General features: G+C 63.8%; 21 protein-coding genes. 15 read left to right on the top strand and 6 right to left on the bottom strand.

Features of this window, described 5'->3' with window-relative positions; translation table 11 throughout:
• From LJE63_00790 to yedF, 11 genes are all read left to right on the top strand, one after another.
• Nucleotides 1-422: oxidoreductase (locus LJE63_00790; protein MCG6905129.1), on the top strand; the 422-nt coding region annotated here is incomplete at its 5' end.
• A gap of 124 nt (nucleotides 423-546) precedes the next feature.
• Nucleotides 547-1,044: a hypothetical protein gene (locus LJE63_00785; protein ID MCG6905128.1), complete on the top strand. Its 498-nt coding sequence runs from the start codon at nucleotides 547-549 to the stop codon at nucleotides 1,042-1,044.
• 160 nt (nucleotides 1,045-1,204) lie between these two features.
• Nucleotides 1,205-2,482, top strand: coding sequence for a 2-hydroxyacyl-CoA dehydratase family protein (locus LJE63_00780; protein MCG6905127.1), 1,278 nt, complete (start codon nucleotides 1,205-1,207; stop codon nucleotides 2,480-2,482).
• A 23-nt stretch (nucleotides 2,483-2,505) separates the two neighbouring features.
• Nucleotides 2,506-3,372: an acyl-CoA dehydratase activase gene (locus LJE63_00775; protein ID MCG6905126.1), complete on the top strand. Its 867-nt coding sequence runs from the start codon at nucleotides 2,506-2,508 to the stop codon at nucleotides 3,370-3,372.
• A complete protein-coding gene (locus LJE63_00770) occupies nucleotides 3,369-3,572 on the top strand; it encodes a hypothetical protein (GenBank protein ID MCG6905125.1) in 204 nt (67 codons plus the stop codon). Before LJE63_00775 ends, LJE63_00770 begins: the two co-directional genes overlap by 4 nt.
• A 32-nt stretch (nucleotides 3,573-3,604) precedes the next feature.
• Nucleotides 3,605-4,696 carry a YedE-related selenium metabolism membrane protein gene (locus tag LJE63_00765; protein ID MCG6905124.1) on the top strand — a complete coding sequence of 364 codons (1,092 nt, stop codon included), beginning with the start codon at nucleotides 3,605-3,607 and terminating at the stop codon, nucleotides 4,694-4,696.
• Nucleotides 4,697-4,707: 11 nt separating this feature from the next.
• On the top strand, nucleotides 4,708-4,932 hold the full coding sequence (locus LJE63_00760) for a sulfurtransferase TusA family protein (GenBank protein MCG6905123.1): 225 nt from the start codon (nucleotides 4,708-4,710) through the stop codon (nucleotides 4,930-4,932).
• A 3-nt stretch (nucleotides 4,933-4,935) separates the two neighbouring features.
• Complete coding sequence (locus LJE63_00755) at nucleotides 4,936-5,484, top strand: DUF3343 domain-containing protein (protein ID MCG6905122.1); 549 nt, start codon at nucleotides 4,936-4,938, stop codon at nucleotides 5,482-5,484.
• Nucleotides 5,478-6,368, top strand: a complete 891-nt coding sequence (locus tag LJE63_00750) for a sugar kinase (GenBank protein MCG6905121.1) — start codon at nucleotides 5,478-5,480, stop codon at nucleotides 6,366-6,368. Before LJE63_00755 ends, LJE63_00750 begins: the two co-directional genes overlap by 7 nt.
• Nucleotides 6,352-7,401 carry a selenide, water dikinase SelD gene (gene selD, locus LJE63_00745; GenBank protein MCG6905120.1) on the top strand — a complete coding sequence of 350 codons (1,050 nt, stop codon included), beginning with the start codon at nucleotides 6,352-6,354 and terminating at the stop codon, nucleotides 7,399-7,401. Before LJE63_00750 ends, selD begins: the two co-directional genes overlap by 17 nt.
• 65 nt (nucleotides 7,402-7,466) lie before the next feature.
• Entirely contained in the window at nucleotides 7,467-8,063 is a 597-nt protein-coding gene (yedF, locus tag LJE63_00740) for a sulfurtransferase-like selenium metabolism protein YedF (protein ID MCG6905119.1), read from the top strand.
• 142 nt (nucleotides 8,064-8,205) lie between these two features.
• Here yedF and LJE63_00735 read toward each other — a convergent pair whose 3' ends face one another.
• The gene (locus tag LJE63_00735; GenBank protein ID MCG6905118.1) at nucleotides 8,206-10,347 is read right to left on the bottom strand and encodes an acetate--CoA ligase family protein; all 2,142 of its coding nucleotides are present in this window, start codon (nucleotides 10,345-10,347) and stop codon (nucleotides 8,206-8,208) included.
• A gap of 120 nt (nucleotides 10,348-10,467) precedes the next feature.
• Complete coding sequence (locus LJE63_00730; GenBank protein MCG6905117.1) at nucleotides 10,468-11,217, bottom strand: IclR family transcriptional regulator; 750 nt, start codon at nucleotides 11,215-11,217, stop codon at nucleotides 10,468-10,470.
• Between the two features lie 306 nt (nucleotides 11,218-11,523).
• Between LJE63_00730 and LJE63_00725 the strand changes: the two genes are divergently transcribed.
• A complete protein-coding gene (locus LJE63_00725) occupies nucleotides 11,524-11,772 on the top strand; it encodes a GlsB/YeaQ/YmgE family stress response membrane protein (protein ID MCG6905116.1) in 249 nt (82 codons plus the stop codon).
• Between the two features lie 76 nt (nucleotides 11,773-11,848).
• Here LJE63_00725 and LJE63_00720 read toward each other — a convergent pair whose 3' ends face one another.
• The 3 genes from LJE63_00720 to LJE63_00710 all read right to left on the bottom strand — a co-directional run bounded on the left by LJE63_00720 (nucleotide 11,849) and on the right by LJE63_00710 (nucleotide 13,126).
• Entirely contained in the window at nucleotides 11,849-12,328 is a 480-nt protein-coding gene (locus LJE63_00720) for a transcriptional repressor (GenBank protein ID MCG6905115.1), read from the bottom strand.
• Nucleotides 12,329-12,523: 195 nt separating this feature from the next.
• Nucleotides 12,524-12,706 (bottom strand): twin-arginine translocase TatA/TatE family subunit, encoded by a 183-nt coding sequence (tatA, locus tag LJE63_00715; protein ID MCG6905114.1) that lies wholly within the window; start codon nucleotides 12,704-12,706, stop codon nucleotides 12,524-12,526.
• A gap of 12 nt (nucleotides 12,707-12,718) precedes the next feature.
• A complete protein-coding gene (locus LJE63_00710) occupies nucleotides 12,719-13,126 on the bottom strand; it encodes a hypothetical protein (GenBank protein MCG6905113.1) in 408 nt (135 codons plus the stop codon).
• 247 nt (nucleotides 13,127-13,373) lie between these two features.
• Here LJE63_00710 and LJE63_00705 point away from each other — a divergent pair, with 247 nt between their 5' ends.
• Genes LJE63_00705 through LJE63_00695 form a run of 3 tightly spaced genes read left to right on the top strand, consistent with a single transcriptional unit; the run spans nucleotide 13,374 to nucleotide 16,532 of the window.
• Entirely contained in the window at nucleotides 13,374-14,453 is a 1,080-nt protein-coding gene (locus LJE63_00705) for a hypothetical protein (protein MCG6905112.1), read from the top strand.
• Between the two features lie 14 nt (nucleotides 14,454-14,467).
• A complete protein-coding gene (locus LJE63_00700; protein MCG6905111.1) occupies nucleotides 14,468-15,322 on the top strand; it encodes a MoxR family ATPase in 855 nt (284 codons plus the stop codon).
• Nucleotides 15,323-15,338: 16 nt separating this feature from the next.
• Nucleotides 15,339-16,532: a hypothetical protein gene (locus LJE63_00695; protein ID MCG6905110.1), complete on the top strand. Its 1,194-nt coding sequence runs from the start codon at nucleotides 15,339-15,341 to the stop codon at nucleotides 16,530-16,532.
• A gap of 94 nt (nucleotides 16,533-16,626) precedes the next feature.
• On the opposite strand, the gene LJE63_00690 is transcribed toward LJE63_00695, so the two are convergent.
• Nucleotides 16,627-17,415, bottom strand: a complete 789-nt coding sequence (locus LJE63_00690; GenBank protein MCG6905109.1) for a TatD family hydrolase — start codon at nucleotides 17,413-17,415, stop codon at nucleotides 16,627-16,629.
• Nucleotides 17,416-17,532: the final 117 nt, after the last annotated feature.

The raw sequence follows: 17,532 nt of genomic DNA, 5'->3' as shown, positions 1-17,532 counted from the left end.
TCACCGTTCAGGACCCCTGCCAGCAGGTGCGCAAGAGCTTCGGCGATCCGCTGGCCGAGGATCTGCGGGAGGTCGTCAAGGCCCGCATCGGCGCGGAAAATTTCGTCGACATGATCCCCAACCGCTCCAACAATTTCTGCTGCGGCGGCGGTGGCGGCTACCTCCAGTCCGGCTATACCGAGGCCCGCCGGCAATACGGCCGCATCAAGTTCGACCAGGTCATGGCGACCAAGGCCAGCTACGTCGTCACCCCCTGCCACAACTGCCACGCCCAGATCCACGACCTGGGGGAACACTTCAACGGCGGCTACCACGTCATTCATCTCTGGACCCTGATCGGCCTGGCCCTGGGAATTCTGGCTGAAAACGAACGCGAGTACCTGGGAGCGGACCTCAAGGAGGTGAATCTCCCTCGAGACTGACCCTCGCCGCCTTGGGGCCTCGGCCCGCCGCTGGTTAGCGGCGAAAGTCAGGGAATTCGAAAATGATGGAACGCAACCCGAAACGACGCCGCCGGCCTGGTGGTTCTTGCGGGAGGTAAGGGACGTGATCCAATTCGTACATCGGGATCCGAAATTCGACAAACGCCTGGAAAGTTTGCCCAAAGAAGGCAAAAAAGCCGCCAGCGCGGCCCGCAAGGCCCGGGAGATCATCGCGCGCATGGTGCACCGGCGGGGCCTGAGCCCCGAGCAGTTCGGGGGGTTGACCCATTACGGCGAGGCGCGCATCGCCAACTGCCTGAAGTATGATCTCGGGGCCGGGTACCGCATGGTGTGCATCAGCAGCGAGCCCGATCTGTTCCTGATGGCCATCGGGACCCATGACGAGTGCCACCGCTGGATTGAAAACAACCGTGGGCTGGAACCCTCCCCGGATTTGTTCCGGGTCGAGTCCCTGGCCGTCAAAAATCGGCCGGTGAAGCGGCCGGCCGCGGCCTCAAAGCGGACCCCGGGGCCGCCTGAAGGCGATTTTATCCTCGGCGAAAGCATCGCCCAGCGGGACTTGCGGCGGATTTTCTGCGGGCTGACCGGCGAAGGGCAATAGCCCACCAATACGTCTTGCCCGCCGCAGGCAGTTCCGGCGGATGCCATTCGAGGCTAATCCACCCCGCTTTGCCAGCACCAAGGGGGCGGGGCGGCTTCAGGCACGCGCCCGGTTCAGCGGGCGGGTTTTTTCATCCAATCACCATTTCGAGGAGGAGTTCATGAGCGAAGACTACCGCAGTATGTGGCAGCTGCTGGGGCTTGACCTGGAGGCCCACGACGCCCTGTTGAACGTCTTGGGGAAGGCCTACCAGGACATCTTCCTGGCCCAGAAAGAGCGCCCCCGGGGGATGGAATATTTCGACTTCGTCATGAGCGAGGTCCACGGCCTGCGAATCCGGGAGCTTCTGGACGAAAAGGCGGCCGGCAGGAAAATCATCGGGTCCTACTGCGTCTTCGTGCCCGAGGAGATCGTCCTGGCCGCCAACGCCACCCTGGTGGGACTGTGCTCCGGGGCCGATTTCGCCATGGAGGAGGTTGAAAAGTGCCTGCCGCGCAACACCTGCGCCCTGATTAAATCCTCGTTCGGGTTCAAGCTCGGCAAGGTCTGCCCCTACCTGGAAAGCGCGGACATGATCGTCGGCGAAAACACCTGCGACGGCAAGAAAAAGGCCTACGAATCGCTGAAGGATCTGGTGCAGAATCTCTATGTCATGGATCTGCCCCAGGTCAAATCCGACCAGGGCCGGGCGCTGTTGAAAGCTGAATACCAACGCTTCCAGGCGGCGCTTGAGGACCTGACCGGCGTTGCGGTGACCGCCGCATCGCTGAAAGCGGCGATTCGGACCGTAAACGCCAAGCGCGCCGCCATCCATCGGCTCTCATCCCTGCGCAAAGCCGACCCCGCCCCGATATCCGGCCTGGACGCCCTCCTGGCCAACCAGGTCTTCTTCTACGACGCGCCGCTGCGCTTTACCAAGTCGGTGAACGCCATCTGTGACGAGCTTGAGAAGCGGATCGCGGAGAAAGCGGGGGTTTTTCCGGAAAAGACGCCCCGCATCCTGGTGTCGGGCTGCCCCCAGGCGGTGCCCAACTGGAAACTGCCCTTTATCGTCGAGACCTCGGGGGCGGTCATCGTGGGCGAGGAGTCCTGCGTGGGTGAGCGCGGCACCCGTAACCTCACCGATGACCGCGGTGAAACGGTCGAAGAGATGCTGGAGGCCATCGTGGATCGCTACTACCAGGTGGATTGCGCCATTTTCACGCCCAACCCCCAGCGCCTGGAGCACATCCAGGAGATGGTCGCCGCCTACCAGGCGGACGGCGTCATCCACTACGGGCTGCAGTTCTGCCAGCCCTACCTGATGGAAGCCATACCGGTTGAAAAAACCCTGGAGCAAGCGGGCATCCCCTGCCTGCGTCTGGAGACCGACTACAGCATGGAGGATGTCGGCCAGCTGAAAACCCGCATCGAGGCGTTTATCGAACAACTTCATTGAGGTAGAGGGGATACGGGGGGAACATGCGTTTTGCGGGAATCGACATCGGCTCGCGCACCATCGAGCTGGTGGTGGTGGATGATGCCGGCGAAATCGTCTGCAGCCTGCAGACCGACACCGGCTTCGACCCCATCACGGCGGCCCAAAAGCTGATCGCCGAGGTGCACTATGACCGCATCCTGGCCACCGGCTACGGCCGGAACCTGTTCGAAATCTCCTTCGAAGCACCGACGGTGACCGAGATCAAGGCGCACGCCAGGGGAGCACGGGTCTTTTTTCCGGATGCGCTGACCGTTCTGGATATCGGCGGCCAGGACAGCAAGGCGATCGCCCTGTTCGCCAACGGCAGGGTCAAAAAATTCGAAATGAACGACCGCTGCGCCGCCGGCACCGGTAAGTTTCTGGAGATCATGGCCCGAACGCTGGGATTCGAGATCGATGATTTCGGCCGGGAAGCGTTGCTGGCGCAAAAGGACCTCAATATCTCCAGCATGTGCACGGTCTTCGCCGAATCCGAGGTCACCTCCCTGATCGCCAAGGGGCAAAGCCGCCGGGAAATCGCCCGCGGGCTGCACACCAGCGTCATCCGCCGGGCCGCCGGAATGATCAACCGGGTCTCTTCGGCAGGCGCCATCGTCTTCACCGGCGGAGTGGCCAAAAACCCATGCATGTCGGCCCTGCTGAGGCAAAAACTGGGCCGCGAGATCCTGGTTCCCGATGATCCGCAACTGGTGGGCGCCCTGGGGGCGGCCCTGCTGGCCGGCCAAGACCCGTCCACGGCGCAGACCCGCCCAATAAAAAAAATGCCGCCAGCGGCCAAGGAAGCTAATGAAAACGACCCTGGCCAAGCAGCTCCAGCAGAGCGGACATCGGACAGGCCAGGGATATGAAATTTATTTTTGTCTGTCCAAACCAGCACAAGACGTTTGAAAGCGCTGATTTCAAGATCGGGGAAAACCGGGGCGTCATAACCGACGCGGCCGGCCACAAGGTCCTGGATGCCACGGTGGTGTTGACGGCGCCGTGCCCGTTTTGCGGCCGGCAGCATGTCTACCATGCCAGCGAGCTGTCCTGCCCGTTTGGCGGATAAGGCTGAATCCAATGGAAAGGAGGACGGGAGCGATGCAGGGAAGAAACGTCTTGGCGACGCAATGGGGGATCATCGGGGTGGGTGCCGCTATCGGGATCCTGGCGGCCGGGCTGCAAAAACTCGGCAACCCGGGCAATATGGGCATTTGCGTGGCCTGTTTCGAGCGCGACATCACCGGCGCGCTCGGCCTTCACCGGGCCGCGGTGGTGCAGTACATGCGCCCCGAGATCATCGGCTTCGTGCTCGGGTCGATGCTGGCGGCCTACATTTTCAAGGAGTTTCGCCCCAGGCTCGGTTCGGCCCCGATCGTGCGCTTCGTTCTGGGGGTGTTTGCCATGATCGGCGCGCTGGTGTTTCTGGGCTGCCCGTGGCGGGCGGTGCTGCGCCTGGCAGGCGGCGACGGCAACGCCATTTTTGGGCTGCTGGGGTTGACCGGCGGCATCTGGATCGGGACCCTTTTTCTGAAAAACGGCTACAACCTCGGGCGCACCCAGGCGACCCACACCGCCGCCGCCTGGATCCTGCCGCTCATCATGCTGGGGTTTCTGGCGCTGGCGCTGCTCTTTCCACAGGCCGCCGGGGAGCCCCAAAGCGGGGTGCTCTTTTACAGCCTCAAGGGCCCCGGTGCCATGCACGCCCCCCTGGTGTTTGCGTTGATCGCCGGGCTGGCGATCGGCTTTCTGGCCCAGCGCAGCCGCTTCTGCACCATGGGCGCCATCCGAGACGCCGTGCTGTTCGGCCAGACGCACCTCTTGAGCGGGTTTATCAGCCTGTTGGTGTTCGCCTTTTTAACCAATCTGATGCTGGGGCAGTTCCGGCCCGGTTTCACCGATCAGCCGGTGGCGCACACGATGCAAATCTGGAACTTCGCCGGCATGGTCCTGGCCGGTCTCGCGTTCGCCCTGGCCGGGGGCTGCCCCGGCCGCCAGCTGTTTCTCTCCGGTGAGGGAGACGGCGATGCCGCCGTGTTCGTGCTGGGAATGATCGTGGGGGCTGGATTCGCCCACAACTTCGGGCTGGCCAGTTCTCCGGCGGGCGTCGGCCCCTACGGCATTCCGGCCGTGGTCATCGGACTTCTGGTGTGTCTGTTCATCGGCTTCAGCATGCGAAAACAAGTTGCATAGGGAGGAATCACATGACAAAAGTTGTTGATGCAAGAGGGCTTTCCTGTCCCCAGCCGGTTATCCTGACCCTGGATGCGATCAAAAACCGCCACGAAAAGGTGCTCGAGATCCTGGTGGACACCGATACCTCCAAGGAAAACGTAATGCGCGCCGCCGCCAGCCAGGGCTGCCGGGTGGATGCGGTCACCCCCGAGGGGGAAGGCTACCGGATCGCGATCGCGATCACGAAGGGTTGAGCCGTGTTCGGGTTTTTCAGAAAGCAAAAAGGGGGGGGCCGCAAAAACAGCGAAAGACCAGCGGCGGACCGCGGCATCCTGGTCTTCGAGAACACCAGCGACGTCATCCAGGCCGAAAACGTTCTCAAAAAATCGGGCTGGCCTGTGCGGGTGATGGGACCCCCGCCGGAGATTCGAACCGGCTGTGATCTGGTGATCGAATTTCCGCTGATCGAGGAGCTCGATATCCGGCGGACGCTGGCAGGCGCCGACATACAGCCCCTTTCGGTGGTGCCGGTGACGGGTCCGCTGCTGGCGCCGGTGGACCTTTTCCAGACCAAGGACTTCGGCGACTACCTGATGGTGCGTGCGGCCAACATGAAAATCACGGTGGCCAAAGAGGATTTCAAGATCGTGAACATCTCGGGCGGGGGGTGCCCGGACGTGCCTTTTCTGGCGCAGGCGCTGGTGGGCAAATCCATGGCCCAGGCACCCCGGCCCAGGGATTTGGGGCACACCCTGTGCGGCTACGCCCTGGAACTGGCCTACGAGGAGCTGCACCGGATATGTTAGGCGTTGTGGGCACGGTGCCGGACCCGCATTTTCCATTGGTCCATGGGCCGGTGCGGCTGATCGGCGCAGAGCTGGACATCGCGGGTCGGCGCGTTGCGGTCAACCGGGGCACGCCGGCGCTGCTGGCGGCCGCCCTCAAGACGGCCGAATCCCGCAGCGGCCCCGAAATCTACGCTTTTCTGGTGGGGGACATCGGCAAGGGGGACGGCAGCCGCCGCCTGTACCAGTTCCTGGCGCGCCGGCTGCCCGAATTCCCGCTGCGGGTGCTGACGTTTCATTACCTCCAGCCGGACGTCGACTGGCACAACCGGGTGCTCTTCGCCGTGGAGGCCATGACGCCGAGGCCCACCCTGATCGCCGATGCCGGCTTCATGTACGCCGCCAAAATGAGCGGGCGGTCGGCTGATTATGACTTTTTCACCCCGGATGCGGGCGAGTTGGCCTTTTTGGCGGATGAAATGGCCCCCCACCCGTTCTACACGCGGGGCTTCATCCTGCACCAGGAGGCCGATGTGCCCGGTTTGATCCGCCGCGCCTATCAGCATGGCAATGCCGCCCGCTGTCTCGTGGTGAAAGGCCGCCGGGACTATATCGCAGACCGGGAGCAGGTCCTGGCAAGCGTGGCGGCCCCGGCGTTCGATGCCATGGAGGCCATCGGCGGAACCGGCGACACCCTCACCGGAATGCTGTCGGTGTTGTGCGGCGGTGATCTGAAACCGGCCGCGGCCGCTCTTCTGGCGGCCTCGGCCAACCGCTGGACGGGATTTTACGCCCGCCCGACGCCGGCGACCCAGGTGTCCCAACTGATCGACACGATTCCCCAGGCCCTGCAAAAGGCGCTGGAAGAGGATTTAACGGAGGATGAGCGTGACGGAACTTCATAAGATTCGCCTGACCGAGACGGTCGCGGGGGCCGGCTGAGCGTCCAAACTGGCGCCAGGGGACCTGGACAAAGCGCTCTGCGGCATGGTGATCCCCACCGACGAGAATGTCCTGGTGGGGCTGGAGCGGGCCGACGATGCCGGGGTTTACCGGGTGTCCGACGAGCTGGCCCTGATCCAGACGGTGGACTTCTTCACCCCCATCGTGGACGACCCCTACTGGTTCGGCCAGATCGCCGCGGCCAACGCCTTGAGCGACGTCTACGCCATGGGCGGAACGCCCAAGACCGCCATGAACCTGGTGGCCTTCCCGGTCAAACAGATGGACCTCTCGATTCTGCGCCGGATCATCCAGGGCGGGCTGGACAAACTGGCCGAGGCCGGCGTGGTCCTGATCGGCGGCCACAGCATCGAAGACAAGGAATTGAAGTACGGCCTGTCGGTCACCGGCTTCATCCATCCCGCGCGGGTGCTGACCAAGAAGAACCTGCGGCCGGGGAATCGGCTGGTGTTGACCAAGCCGATCGGCACGGGCATCGTCAACACCGCCATCAAAGCCGGGATGGCGCCGGCCGAACTCACCGAGCGCGTCACCCGTCTGATGGCGGCCCTCAACCGCGAGGCCGCCGCCATCATGGCGCGTTTCGATGTCGGCGCCTGCACCGACGTCACTGGCTTTGGCCTGCTGGGCCACCTGGCCGAGATGGTCAGCGGCTCCGGCACCGGTGTGAGGGTCTTCGCCGACCAGGTGCCGGTAATTCCAGAGGCGCTGGAATTCGCCGCCATGGGCCTGATTCCCGCCGGCGCATACAAAAACAGGGAATTCCGCGAGGCGATGGTCACCTTCGCCGACGCGGTAGACCGCTCCCGGCAGGATGTCCTGTTCGACCCCCAGACCTCCGGCGGTTTGCTGATCTGCGTAAGCGCTGCGGATGCCCCCGGAATTGTCGCGGCCCTGAAGGATGGCGGCATCATCGAGGCCGCCGTCATCGGCGAAGTCCTGGGGGGCCCCCGAGAAAAGATATGGGTCGCGTGAGCGGCCCGATCCCGAAACAGGCTAAGCTTCGAAACAAACCAAACGCCCTATTTCGAGAGGTTTTTATGAAAGAAATCGATGCCAGAGGGTTGGCCTGCCCGGCGCCCGTACTGCAAACCAAGGCCGTCTTGCAGGAGGAGCAGCCCGACGCCCTGCGGGTTGTCCTGGACAACGCGGCCTCCCAGCAGAACGTGCAACGCTTCTTAGAGTCCCAGGGCTACCGGACGGTGCTCGAACAGCAGGGGGAAGATTACTGGGTCAGCGCCAGCGGCGGTCCCGAGCAGGCCCCGCAGGCCCGGCCTGCCCCTGAGAAGGAAGCCGACGCCCGGAAAATCCTGGTGATGTGCGCCACCGACCGGATGGGTTTCGGCGACGACGCCCTGGGCCTGAAACTGATGGTCAATTTCGTGCGCACCCTGAAGGAAATGGGCCCCGACCTGTGGCGCCTGATCTTCGTCAACAACGGCGTCAAGCTGACCATCGGGGGCTCGCCGGTCCTGGAGGACCTGCGGCAGTACGAAAACGGCGGCCTCAAGATCCTGGTCTGCGGCACCTGCCTGGAGCATTTCGATCTTTTGGCCCAAAAGCAGGTGGGCGAGACCACCAACATGCTGGACATCATCACCGCGATGCAGCTGGCCGACAAGGTCATCAGCCTCTGACGGCAGATCACCGCCAAGGGGCTTCAACCCTGCAAAGCCAACTGCAGCCGTCAGATGGATTCAGACACCCTGGTGATCTTATCGTGTGCAGCTGGCCCCATTGTGGGAGACGTTTGGGCGGGCCGCCGGGTTTCGACATTTTTCAGCCCTCGGCGAGGATCACCAGGGCGTCGGCCACCTTGACGCCGCCGCCCTGGGGCAGGACCACCAGCGGGTTGATGTCCAGCTGCTCCAGGCGCGGCCCCAGCGCCACGGCCATCCGCGACACTTTGACCAGGGTTTCCGCCAGGGCTGGGATGTCCGCCTTGGGGCGGCCGCGGGCACCGGCCAGCAGCGGGTAGCCGCGCACGCCTTGGATCATCCGGACGGCCTCCTCCCTCTCGATGGGCGCGATCCTGAGCGCCACATCCTTGAGGATTTCCACGAAGATCCCCCCCAGGCCGAACATCAAAACCGGCCCGAACTGCGGGTCGCGGTTCATTCCAACGATCACCTCCACCCCCGGGGGCACCATCTCCTGGACCAACACCCCGTTGATGCGCGCCGCAGGGTGATGGGCGCGGGCATTTTTCAGGATCTCCTCGAAGGCCGCCACCAGCCGATCCGGGTCATCGACCCCCAGGCGGATGGCATCGGCTTCCGTTTTGTGCAGGATATCCGGCGAATCCACCTTCATGGCCACCGGAAAGCCGATCTTCTCAGCGGCGGCGAGCGCCTCCTGGCGGCTGCGCGCCAACAGATCGCGGCTGGTGGCGACACCGAAGGCGCCGAGAAGCCGCTTGGACTGACGCTCGCTCAGGGTCCGCTGGGGAACCGAGAGCAACTCGCGGATTTCCTCCGGCAGCGGCGGCGCATCTGCCGGCTGCGGCGCAGTTGCGGCCGCCGGCTTGGTGCGGCATCCGGCCCCGTAGTGCATCAGCTGCGCCAGAGCTTTGACGGCACGCACCGGGGACTGGTAAAGGGGTACGCTGGCGGCGTTTAGAACCGCGAACGGGGCCTCCATCAGGCGCGGGCCGGCGGTCCAGGCCGCCACGATGGGCTTGGCGGCCGTCCGGCTGAGCCGCACCAGGTCGCGGGCCATGCGCAGCCCGGGCTCGCCGACGATCATCGTGACCACCACCACCAGGCCGTCCACACCGGGGTCGGCCAACATCGCCTGGATCACGTTGGCGAAACCCTCGGCGGTATTGATGGCCTGGGCGGTGACATCCACGGGGTTGACCGGAGAGCCGAAGGGCGGGATATTGCGGGCGATCTCGGCGCTGGTTTGGGGCTGGAGGACCGCCACGTGCAGGCCGCACTCCTCGGCGGTGTCGGCGCAGAGTACCCCGCCGCCGCCGGAAATGCTGACGATCCCCAGCCCCCGCCCCCGGGGGATGCGGGCCGCACCCTTGACGGCCTTGGCCAGATCGATGAAGCCCTGGATGTCATCCACCCGGATGATGTTCTTCTGGCGGAAAAAGGCATCCACCACCTCGTCGGAGCCGGTCAGCGCGGCGGTATGGGATGCGGCCGCGCGGCTGCCGGTTTCCGAGCGGCCGACCTTGAGGATCGCCAGCGGTTTGCCCGCCGCGAGCGCCTTGTCGGCCAGCCGCATGAATTTGGCCCCGTCGCGGATGCCCTCCAGGTAAGCGAAGACCATCCGGGTGTTCCCGTCATCCAGCATGAAATCAATGAAGTCGGCGGCGTCCAGGTCCATATCGTTGCCGGTGCTGACCACGTAGGAAAACCCGATGCCGCTTTCCTGGGCCATGTTGAAAATGGAGTAGCCCAGGGCCCCGCTCTGGGTCACAAAGCCCACGGGCCCGGGCTGGAACGGCGCCGGGTCCAGCGCGGCCGAAAATGCGGCGGCCGTCGGGTGAAAGAGGTCCACCGCTCCCTGGCAGTTGGGCCCGCAGATCCGGATGCCGCTGCGGGCGGCCAGCTCGGCCACCTCCTGCTGCACGCGCCGCCCCTCCTCCCCGGCCTCGGCAAAGCCAGAGCTGAAAATCGTGACAAACGGCACCCGCTTGGCGGCGCACTGGGCCAGCATCGCCGGCACGCGCTTGTAGTTGACCACGATCAGCGCCAGATCGATATCGGCCGGGATGGACTGGATGTCGGGGTAGCAGGCAAGCCCGGCGATCTCGGGGTATTTGGGATTGACCGGGAAAAGGTGGCCCTGGAAGCCGTGCCGCTGCAGATAGTGCAGGGGCTTGCCGTTGATGGTCCGGATGTCCGTGGACGCGCCGATGATCGCGATCGCCCGGGGGTTGAAAAACCGTTTGAGGTCCGTTGTGGTCATGGGGAAAACCTCCGCCATTTTGGGGCCAGCCGGGAATTGGCCGGCGCCATGAATGCCTGCCCGCACATCCTCGGGGCGCCCGCGCCCCGGATCGTGCCACAGCCGGCGGCAACAGCCGGGTTAAAACGAAACTTTCCGGGCGATCTCCAGCACCTGCCGGATCAGGACATCCTCGAGGCCGTTGTCCTGGGCGCGGTGAACGGCATAGGAAATGCCGAAGGCGCCCTCCACCCGCCCCTCCCTGAAGACCGGCGCGGCCACCGAGCGCAGCCCCTCGGTCAATTCCTGGTCGCTCAAGCCGTAGCCGGCTTTGCGAATCCGGGCCAGCTCAAGCGCCAGCTCCCGGGCACTGCCGGTGGTAAAGGGGGTGTGGCGTTCGAATTTGATCTTCCCGATGATCCGGGTCTGATCGGCTTTTTTCAGAAAGGCGAGCACCGCTTTGCCCAGGGCCGTGCAGAAGACCGGCAGGCGCGAGCCGACGCCGATATCCAGGTTGACCACCTCCTTGGAGCGCACGCGGTCGAGGATGACGATATCGGTCTCATCCAGAATGGCGCATTGGGTGGTGACGTCGTGGGCCTTGGTGGTCTCCAGCATGTGGGGCAGCAGCCGGTTTTTGATGTCCATGGTGCCGAGCAGCGAAAAGCCGATGCCCAGGATCTTGGGGGTCAGGCGGTATCTGCGGCTCTGGGCATCCTGGGCGAGATAGCCCAGTTCCTTGAGGGTGAACAGGTAGCGGTGTACCGTGGCCATGGACATCCCGCAGGCCTCGGCGAGATCGGATACGGAAAGCTCCGGGCTGGTCGCCGAAAATGCCTTCAGCACCAGAAGCCCTTTTTCCAGGGACTGGATGAACTGCCTGGATTTCATGATGATCGCCCCAGAAATTATTCCGCTATGCGATATTTTGTTTTGCATATCAAAATAAAAGAGGCCGAACGGACTGTCAAGCGAAATTCATCTGATTGCCTCCGACGCCGGCTACGCAGTTGAAGTGCACCGCCAAACCGCGCCCGCCGGGTAACGGGCGATGCGTGCCGGCCGGCGATCGGGGGCGGCCGGGAGCGCCTGGCGGCGGGGGCTCTGGCATGGGACCGGGGTTCTGTGGTATCTTGAAAAAAGAAAACGACGGCCGCTTAAACGAAAATCAACCACCAAGCAGGAGGAAATCGCGCAATGGGAATTATCTCGTGGATCATCATGGGACTGATCGTGGGCGTGGTGGCCAAGGCGATCATGCCGGGAAAGGACCCCGGGGGACTGATCATCACGGTTCTGTTGGGGGTTGGAGGCGCCTTTGTGGGAGGATTTATCGGGTCGTTTCTGGGGTTTGGCAAGGTATCCGGGTTCAATCTCGGCAGCCTGGTGCTGGCCACCGGCGGCGCCCTCCTGATTCTGGTGATCTATCGCAAGCTTAGAAAATAAAAAAGGAGCGGGTGAAAAACACCGCCCCGGGCTTGTTCCGGCCAACCGGCCCACAGACACCCGCCATGAATGAAGTCTAAAGGGTTGCGGTTAACTTTTTTGCCGGCTGGCCCGATTTTTCCAAGTTCCGGCACTCCTCGCAGACGCCAAAAAAGTCAAGGCGGTGGCTGACGATGCGAAAACCGGTGTCCTTGCTGAGTTGGGCCGTCAGGTCGTCCAGCGAGGGGAGGTCCGGGTCGATGATCTTTTTGCACCGGATGCATACCAGATGTGGATGCGGGTATGGACGGTTGCCGTCGTAGCGGTTGCTGCCGTCGGCAAACCCCAGCTCCAAGGCCTCCCCCAGCTCCTTCAGCAGGGCGATGTTTTTATAAACCGTTGCCAGGCTGGTGGTGGGAAAGTCGGCCCGAACTTTTTCATAGATCTGCTCGACACTGGGGTGCCCATCGCTGAATGCCAGCGCCCTGAGAATGGCCAGCCGCTGGGGCGTGATGCGCAGCCCCCGGTCTTTGAGCTTCAGGACCATCTCTTGGAGGCGGACTTCAGGAACGGCCATAACCACCCCCGCAAAAAACAGGATAAGAGCAGAATTTGGCAGTAACGCACATACCGATAATAAAAGGCCCCCGCCGAATGTCAACCACCGACCCCAGCGCGGGGTGATTGCCGGCGGTGCAAAAACGCCGGGGGAGCCGCGTCCTCCCGGCGTTTTACACTTGGGGCGTCTGATTGTCGCAGAAACTGCCGGCGGTTAGGGCTTGTCGGTTTTTTCCAGTTTCTCCGGGTCCTTTTTTTCCGTTTCGCTGGTGGCGCTCTTGAAGTTTTTAATCGCCTTGCCCATTCCGGCCCCGATTTCCGGCAGTTTGCCGGCGCCGAAAATGATCAGGATGATCACCAGAATGATGATTAATTCGGGCATTCCGATACCAAACATGGGTGCTGCCTCCTATTCATGCGGCCCGATTTGCCGCAGTTCCTCTATCAGCCGCACGAACTCGGGTGAATTGATGTAGTCTTGCCTGGCGCGCTGGTAGTCCAGCCAGTGCTTCCAGGTGGCCAACCAGGCGGCATTGTGCCAATAGCAGGCCGGGTCGCCGTCGCCCTGTTGACATCTGAGATATGCCTGATACTCCTCGCCACAGCCCTCGCACAGATGGAACGCATGCCCGGTTTGGGCCGAAGGGGGTGCCTGGCAGCCGCACTCCAGCTGGGCGCCGCATTTTTCGCACTTCAGGGCGCATCGGGAGCACTGGAAAACTTTCTGCACGGCCCGGATTTTGCGCCGCCGGTCACAGGCGGCGCGTTTTTGCTCGACCCGTTGGCGCTTGTCGTTGAGGGGGATGATGTCTGCCACGTCAACCTATTGATTTTGGTAAGTTAAGGAAATTATGGTTCATATACCATTCCCCGCGGTGAAGTGTCAATCTCTTCGACAACGGTCGGCAGGCGGTGCCTGGCTTGACTTTGACCGTGCGACCCGATATTTCTGGGGCGCCTTTTCATGGCGCCCCCGCCGGTGAGGGCGGCCAGCCGTCGTGGCCGGCCATCACCGAGCCCCTGCGAGCATTCTTCAGCACCCCGACACAAGAGGAGCCGATCTTATGCCCCCATCCTTTCGCCCGAATTGCCTGCCGGTTCTCATCGGCAGCCTGCCCCTGGAAGACCACCACCAGGCGGTGGGCCTGGTGCTGCGCCACACCCCCGAGATCCCCGTGTGGCCCCAGCTGCCGGCACACCCCCGGGAGGGCATGATGGCCCAGTTTCTGCCCGGTCTGCCGGGCCTCAAGACGGTGGGTGAAAGACAGCTGGTGGACACCGCCGACACGGGCTTCGACGAAGGCCTGGTGGCCTTTTACGAGGCCTACCTGGCCGTTTTGGAAGGCGCCGGCGACCTGGAGGACTCACGCTTTGCGCTGACCCCCGAAGCGGCGGGCGGTTTTTTTGCGCTGCTGCAGGCGATCCCGGACCTTCAGCCGCCGCCGGTGGCCCTCAAGGGACAGGTAACCGGCCCCTTCACCTTCACCACCGGGGTCAGCGACCAGGAAAAGCGCGCCATCTTCTACAACCCGCAGGTCCGCGATGCGGCCGTCAAACTGCTGGCCCTCAAGGCCCGCTGGCAGGTGCGCCGCCTGGGCGCCGCGGGCTGCCCGGTGATCATCTTCATCGACGAGCCGGCCCTGGCCGGTTTCGGCTCCTCCGAATTTATCAGCGTCTCCAAGGATGAGGTCTCGGCCTGCCTTCAGGAGGTGATCGCCGCGATCCATGCCGAGGGCGGGCTGGCCGGGGTCCACGTCTGTGCCAACACCGACTGGTCGGTGGTGCTGGGCTCGGGCGTGGATATCGTCAATTTCGACGCCTATGCCTATTTTGACAAATTCATCCTCTACCCCGAGCTGATCAAAGCCTTTCTCGCAAACGCCGGCATCCTCGCCTGGGGCATCGTACCAACCCTGAGGCCCGAGGACATCGAACGCGAAACCGCCGATACACTGACGGCCCGGTGGCGGGCCCAGGCCCGGCAGGTGGCCGCCCTGGGGATCGCGCCCGAAGCGATCCAAGCCCAGTCCTTGATCAGCCCCAGCTGCGGGGTGGGCGCGCTCAGCCTCGCCCACGCCAGCCGGGTATTGGAACTGACCCGCGCGGTTTCACTCAAGCTGCGCGCAACCCCGATGGACCGATGACCGTGAGGTAGCCGATGACTGAAGATTCCCCCAAGCCCCACTTCTCCGGTGCTTCCCGCTATGTCCTGGACGACGAGCTGGCCAGCATCGTCAATATTTCCATGGCCCTGGAGATGCCCCTGCTGCTGAAGGGAGAACCGGGAACCGGCAAGACCATGCTGGCCCATGCCATTGCCGAAAATTTAAAAATGCCGCTGATCGTGCTGAACGTCAAATCCAGCATGAAGCTGGTGGAGGCCCTCTACCAGTACGACACCTTAACCCGCCTCAACGACAGCCGCTTCGGGGACTCGCAGCGGGATGTGAGCGACATCGCGGCCTATATCAAGATGGGCAAGATCGGCCAGGCCTTTACCGCCGCCGAGCGCACCGTACTGCTGATCGACGAAATCGACAAGGCCGACACCGATTTCCAGGACGACATGCTGGACGTGCTCGACCAGATGACCTTCGACATCATCGAGATCGATCAAACCATCACGGCCCGCCATCGCCCGGTGATCATCATCACCTCCAACGCCAAGAAGGACCTCTCCGACCCCTTCCTCGGGCGCTGCAACTTCCATCACATCGCATTTCCCGAGCCCAAGGTCATGCGGCAGATCATCCGGGTTCACTTTCCCGACATCGACGGCGACCTGATGACCGGCGCCGTCGCCGCCTTTTACAAGCTGCGGGAGCTGGACAGCGTCGAAAAGAAGCCCGCCACCCGCGAGCTGCTCAACTGGATTCGGGCCCTCAGGGCGGACCCCGACTTTCACCCCCGCGAGATCGAAAAGGGGGCGCTCCCCTACCTGGGGGTGCTGTTCAAAAAAAGCCAGGACTTCGCCCGGGCGGTGGCCGCTACCGGCCGCCGCAGCCTGCGTTGACCCCCCTCAGGGCGCCATGTTCATCGCCTTTTTCTACAAACTCAAAGAGGCCGGCATCCCGGTCAGCCCGACGTCCTTTCTGCGCCTGCAAAAGGCCCTGAGCACCGGTCTGGTGGCCTCCCTGAACGATTTCTACACCGCCAGCCGGACGATCCTGGTCAAAAGCGAGCGCTACTTCGACCTCTTCGACCAGGTCTTCGCCCACCATTTCGAGGGTGCCGAGATGCCGGCACAGGAGGGGGTCGACCTGGACGAGGCCATCCAGGCCCTGCTGCAAGAGTGGCTGCGCGACCCCCAGGTGCTGGCGGACGTTCTCGGCATGGAGGCCGCCGAAATCGGCAAGCTCTCCCCCGAGGAGCTGATCACCTATTTCAAGGCCCGCCTGGCGGACCAAAAGGGCCGCCACGCCGGCGGCAACCGCTGGATCGGAACGGGGGGCACCTCGCCGGTCGGCCACTCCGGCTACCACCCGGGTGGCATGCGGGTGGGCGGGATTTCGCGCAACAAGTCGGCCGTCAAGGTGGCCATGGACCGCCGCTACAGGGACTACTCACACCAGGGGCCGCTGACCCAGGCGATGGTCGGCGAGGCCCTCAAGCGGCTGCGCAATCTCGTTCCCACCGGCCCCAAAGACCAGGTCAATGTGGCGGCCACGATCTACCAGGCGATGAAAAACGGCGGCGAAATCGAGATCGTTTTCGACCGCAGCCTGCGCGACCGTCTCAAGGTGATCCTGGCCATCGACAACGGCGGCTGGTCCATGGACCCCTACATCCCGGTGGTCCAGACCGTTTTCGACTACGCCCGCGCCCAGTTCAAGGACCTCAAGACCTATTTTTTCCACAACACCATCTACGACGTCCTCTGGGAGGACCCGGCGCGCTACCGCAAGCCCCGGCGCATCGACGAATTCGCGCGCTATGACCCCGAAACGCGCCTGATCGTGGTGGGCGACGCCAGCATGGCGCCCTACGAGCTGACCGCCGCCGAGGGCTCCATCCATGTCGAGGAGCGCAGCGGGCGGCCCAGCATCGAGCGCCTGGCCTTCCTGGCGGAGACCTTCCGCCACTGCGCCTGGCTGAATCCCATGAACGCGCGTTACTGGGACTACTCCCAGACCGTGAAGGCCATCGGCCGCATTTTCCCCATGTTCCAGCTCTCCCTGGACGGCCTGGAAAAGGCCATCACCCACCTGATGCAGAAAAAATAGGTCGCCAAAGGGGAGATCCCGGGGCGGGCTGGGCCGCTACCGCGGGCGCACGCCCTGCGCCTTGGGCCCGCTGATGCAGGCCAGGGCAACCCCTCTAATCGCTGCCGGCGATCCTGAAAAGCCGGCAGGTGTTTTGCCAAACCGCCTCGGCCAGCGCCTCGGGAGCTTCCCCGCGAACCTCCGCCAGGCAGAGCAGGGTGGATTTGACGAAGGCCGGCTCGTTGCGGCGGGTACGGTTTTTTTCCGGGGCCGGGGTCAGGTAGGGCGCATCGGTTTCCACCAGCAGACGCTCCAGGGGGATGAACGCCGCCATCCGGCGCAGGGCGGCCCCGCGGCCCTGCAAGGTCAAAATCCCGGTAATGCCGATATAAAGTCCCAGCGAGAGGTAGGCCTCCAGTTCGTCCTGGCTGCCGCTGAAGCAGTGCACCACCCCGCAGCGCGCGGCCCGCGGGCGGCTGCGCAAAAGCTCCAGAAACCGGCCGCCGGAATCACGCTCGTGAAAAATCAGCGGAAAATCCAGTGCATCGGCCGTCTCCAGCTGCCGCAAAAACCAGCGCTCCTGGTCCGCCCGGGGGGAATACATGCGGTTGAAATCCAGGCCGATCTCGCCCCACGCACGCACCGCGGGCCGGCCGGCCAGACCGTGCAGCGCGGCCAGCTGGTCGGCGCTGCAGTACCGCACATCATGCGGGTGGACCCCCACGGCGGCGTAAACGCCCGCTTCCCGTTCCGCCAGGTGAACGGCCTGGAGGGAGCTGGCGTGGTTGATCCCGGCCACCATCATGGCCTGAACGCCGGCCGCGCGCGCCCGCTGCAGGACCTCCGCCCGGTCCCGGTCAAAGGCGGCGTCGTCCAGATGGCAATGACTGTCGAATAATCGCATTGCAGAGCCCCCGATTCGAAGAAGCCCCCCAAGCGGCAGCGGCCGGCTGGCCGCGGGTCAGGCGACGGCCTGCCGGCCACGGATTTGCGCGGCTGCATTTTGGGGTTGATTTTTTTT

The sequence above is a fragment of the Desulfobacteraceae bacterium genome, from assembly GCA_022340425.1.
Taxonomy (GTDB): domain Bacteria; phylum Desulfobacterota; class Desulfobacteria; order Desulfobacterales; family JAABRJ01; genus JAABRJ01.
Note: the sequence above shows the minus strand (reverse complement) of the source record. Positions and strands in the feature narration are given on the sequence as shown.

Excerpts from the sequence above, each read along its gene's own strand:
- LJE63_00760 (MCG6905123.1), top strand. The coding sequence starts at position 4,708 with ATGACAAAAGTTGTTGATGCAAGAGGGCTTTCCTGTCCCCAGCCGGTT.
- LJE63_00735 (MCG6905118.1), bottom strand. The coding sequence starts at position 10,347 with ATGACCACAACGGACCTCAAACGGTTTTTCAACCCCCGGGCGATCGCG.
- LJE63_00730 (MCG6905117.1), bottom strand. The coding sequence starts at position 11,217 with ATGAAATCCAGGCAGTTCATCCAGTCCCTGGAAAAAGGGCTTCTGGTG.
- LJE63_00775 (MCG6905126.1), top strand. The coding sequence starts at position 2,506 with ATGCGTTTTGCGGGAATCGACATCGGCTCGCGCACCATCGAGCTGGTG.
- LJE63_00700 (MCG6905111.1), top strand. The coding sequence starts at position 14,468 with ATGACTGAAGATTCCCCCAAGCCCCACTTCTCCGGTGCTTCCCGCTAT.
- LJE63_00720 (MCG6905115.1), bottom strand. The coding sequence starts at position 12,328 with ATGGCCGTTCCTGAAGTCCGCCTCCAAGAGATGGTCCTGAAGCTCAAA.
- tatA (MCG6905114.1), bottom strand. The coding sequence starts at position 12,706 with ATGTTTGGTATCGGAATGCCCGAATTAATCATCATTCTGGTGATCATC.
- LJE63_00705 (MCG6905112.1), top strand. The coding sequence starts at position 13,374 with ATGCCCCCATCCTTTCGCCCGAATTGCCTGCCGGTTCTCATCGGCAGC.
- LJE63_00725 (MCG6905116.1), top strand. The coding sequence starts at position 11,524 with ATGGGAATTATCTCGTGGATCATCATGGGACTGATCGTGGGCGTGGTG.
- LJE63_00750 (MCG6905121.1), top strand. The coding sequence starts at position 5,478 with ATGTTAGGCGTTGTGGGCACGGTGCCGGACCCGCATTTTCCATTGGTC.
- LJE63_00765 (MCG6905124.1), top strand. The coding sequence starts at position 3,605 with ATGCAGGGAAGAAACGTCTTGGCGACGCAATGGGGGATCATCGGGGTG.
- LJE63_00780 (MCG6905127.1), top strand. The coding sequence starts at position 1,205 with ATGAGCGAAGACTACCGCAGTATGTGGCAGCTGCTGGGGCTTGACCTG.
- LJE63_00695 (MCG6905110.1), top strand. The coding sequence starts at position 15,339 with ATGTTCATCGCCTTTTTCTACAAACTCAAAGAGGCCGGCATCCCGGTC.
- LJE63_00770 (MCG6905125.1), top strand. The coding sequence starts at position 3,369 with ATGAAATTTATTTTTGTCTGTCCAAACCAGCACAAGACGTTTGAAAGC.
- LJE63_00690 (MCG6905109.1), bottom strand. The coding sequence starts at position 17,415 with ATGCGATTATTCGACAGTCATTGCCATCTGGACGACGCCGCCTTTGAC.
- yedF (MCG6905119.1), top strand. The coding sequence starts at position 7,467 with ATGAAAGAAATCGATGCCAGAGGGTTGGCCTGCCCGGCGCCCGTACTG.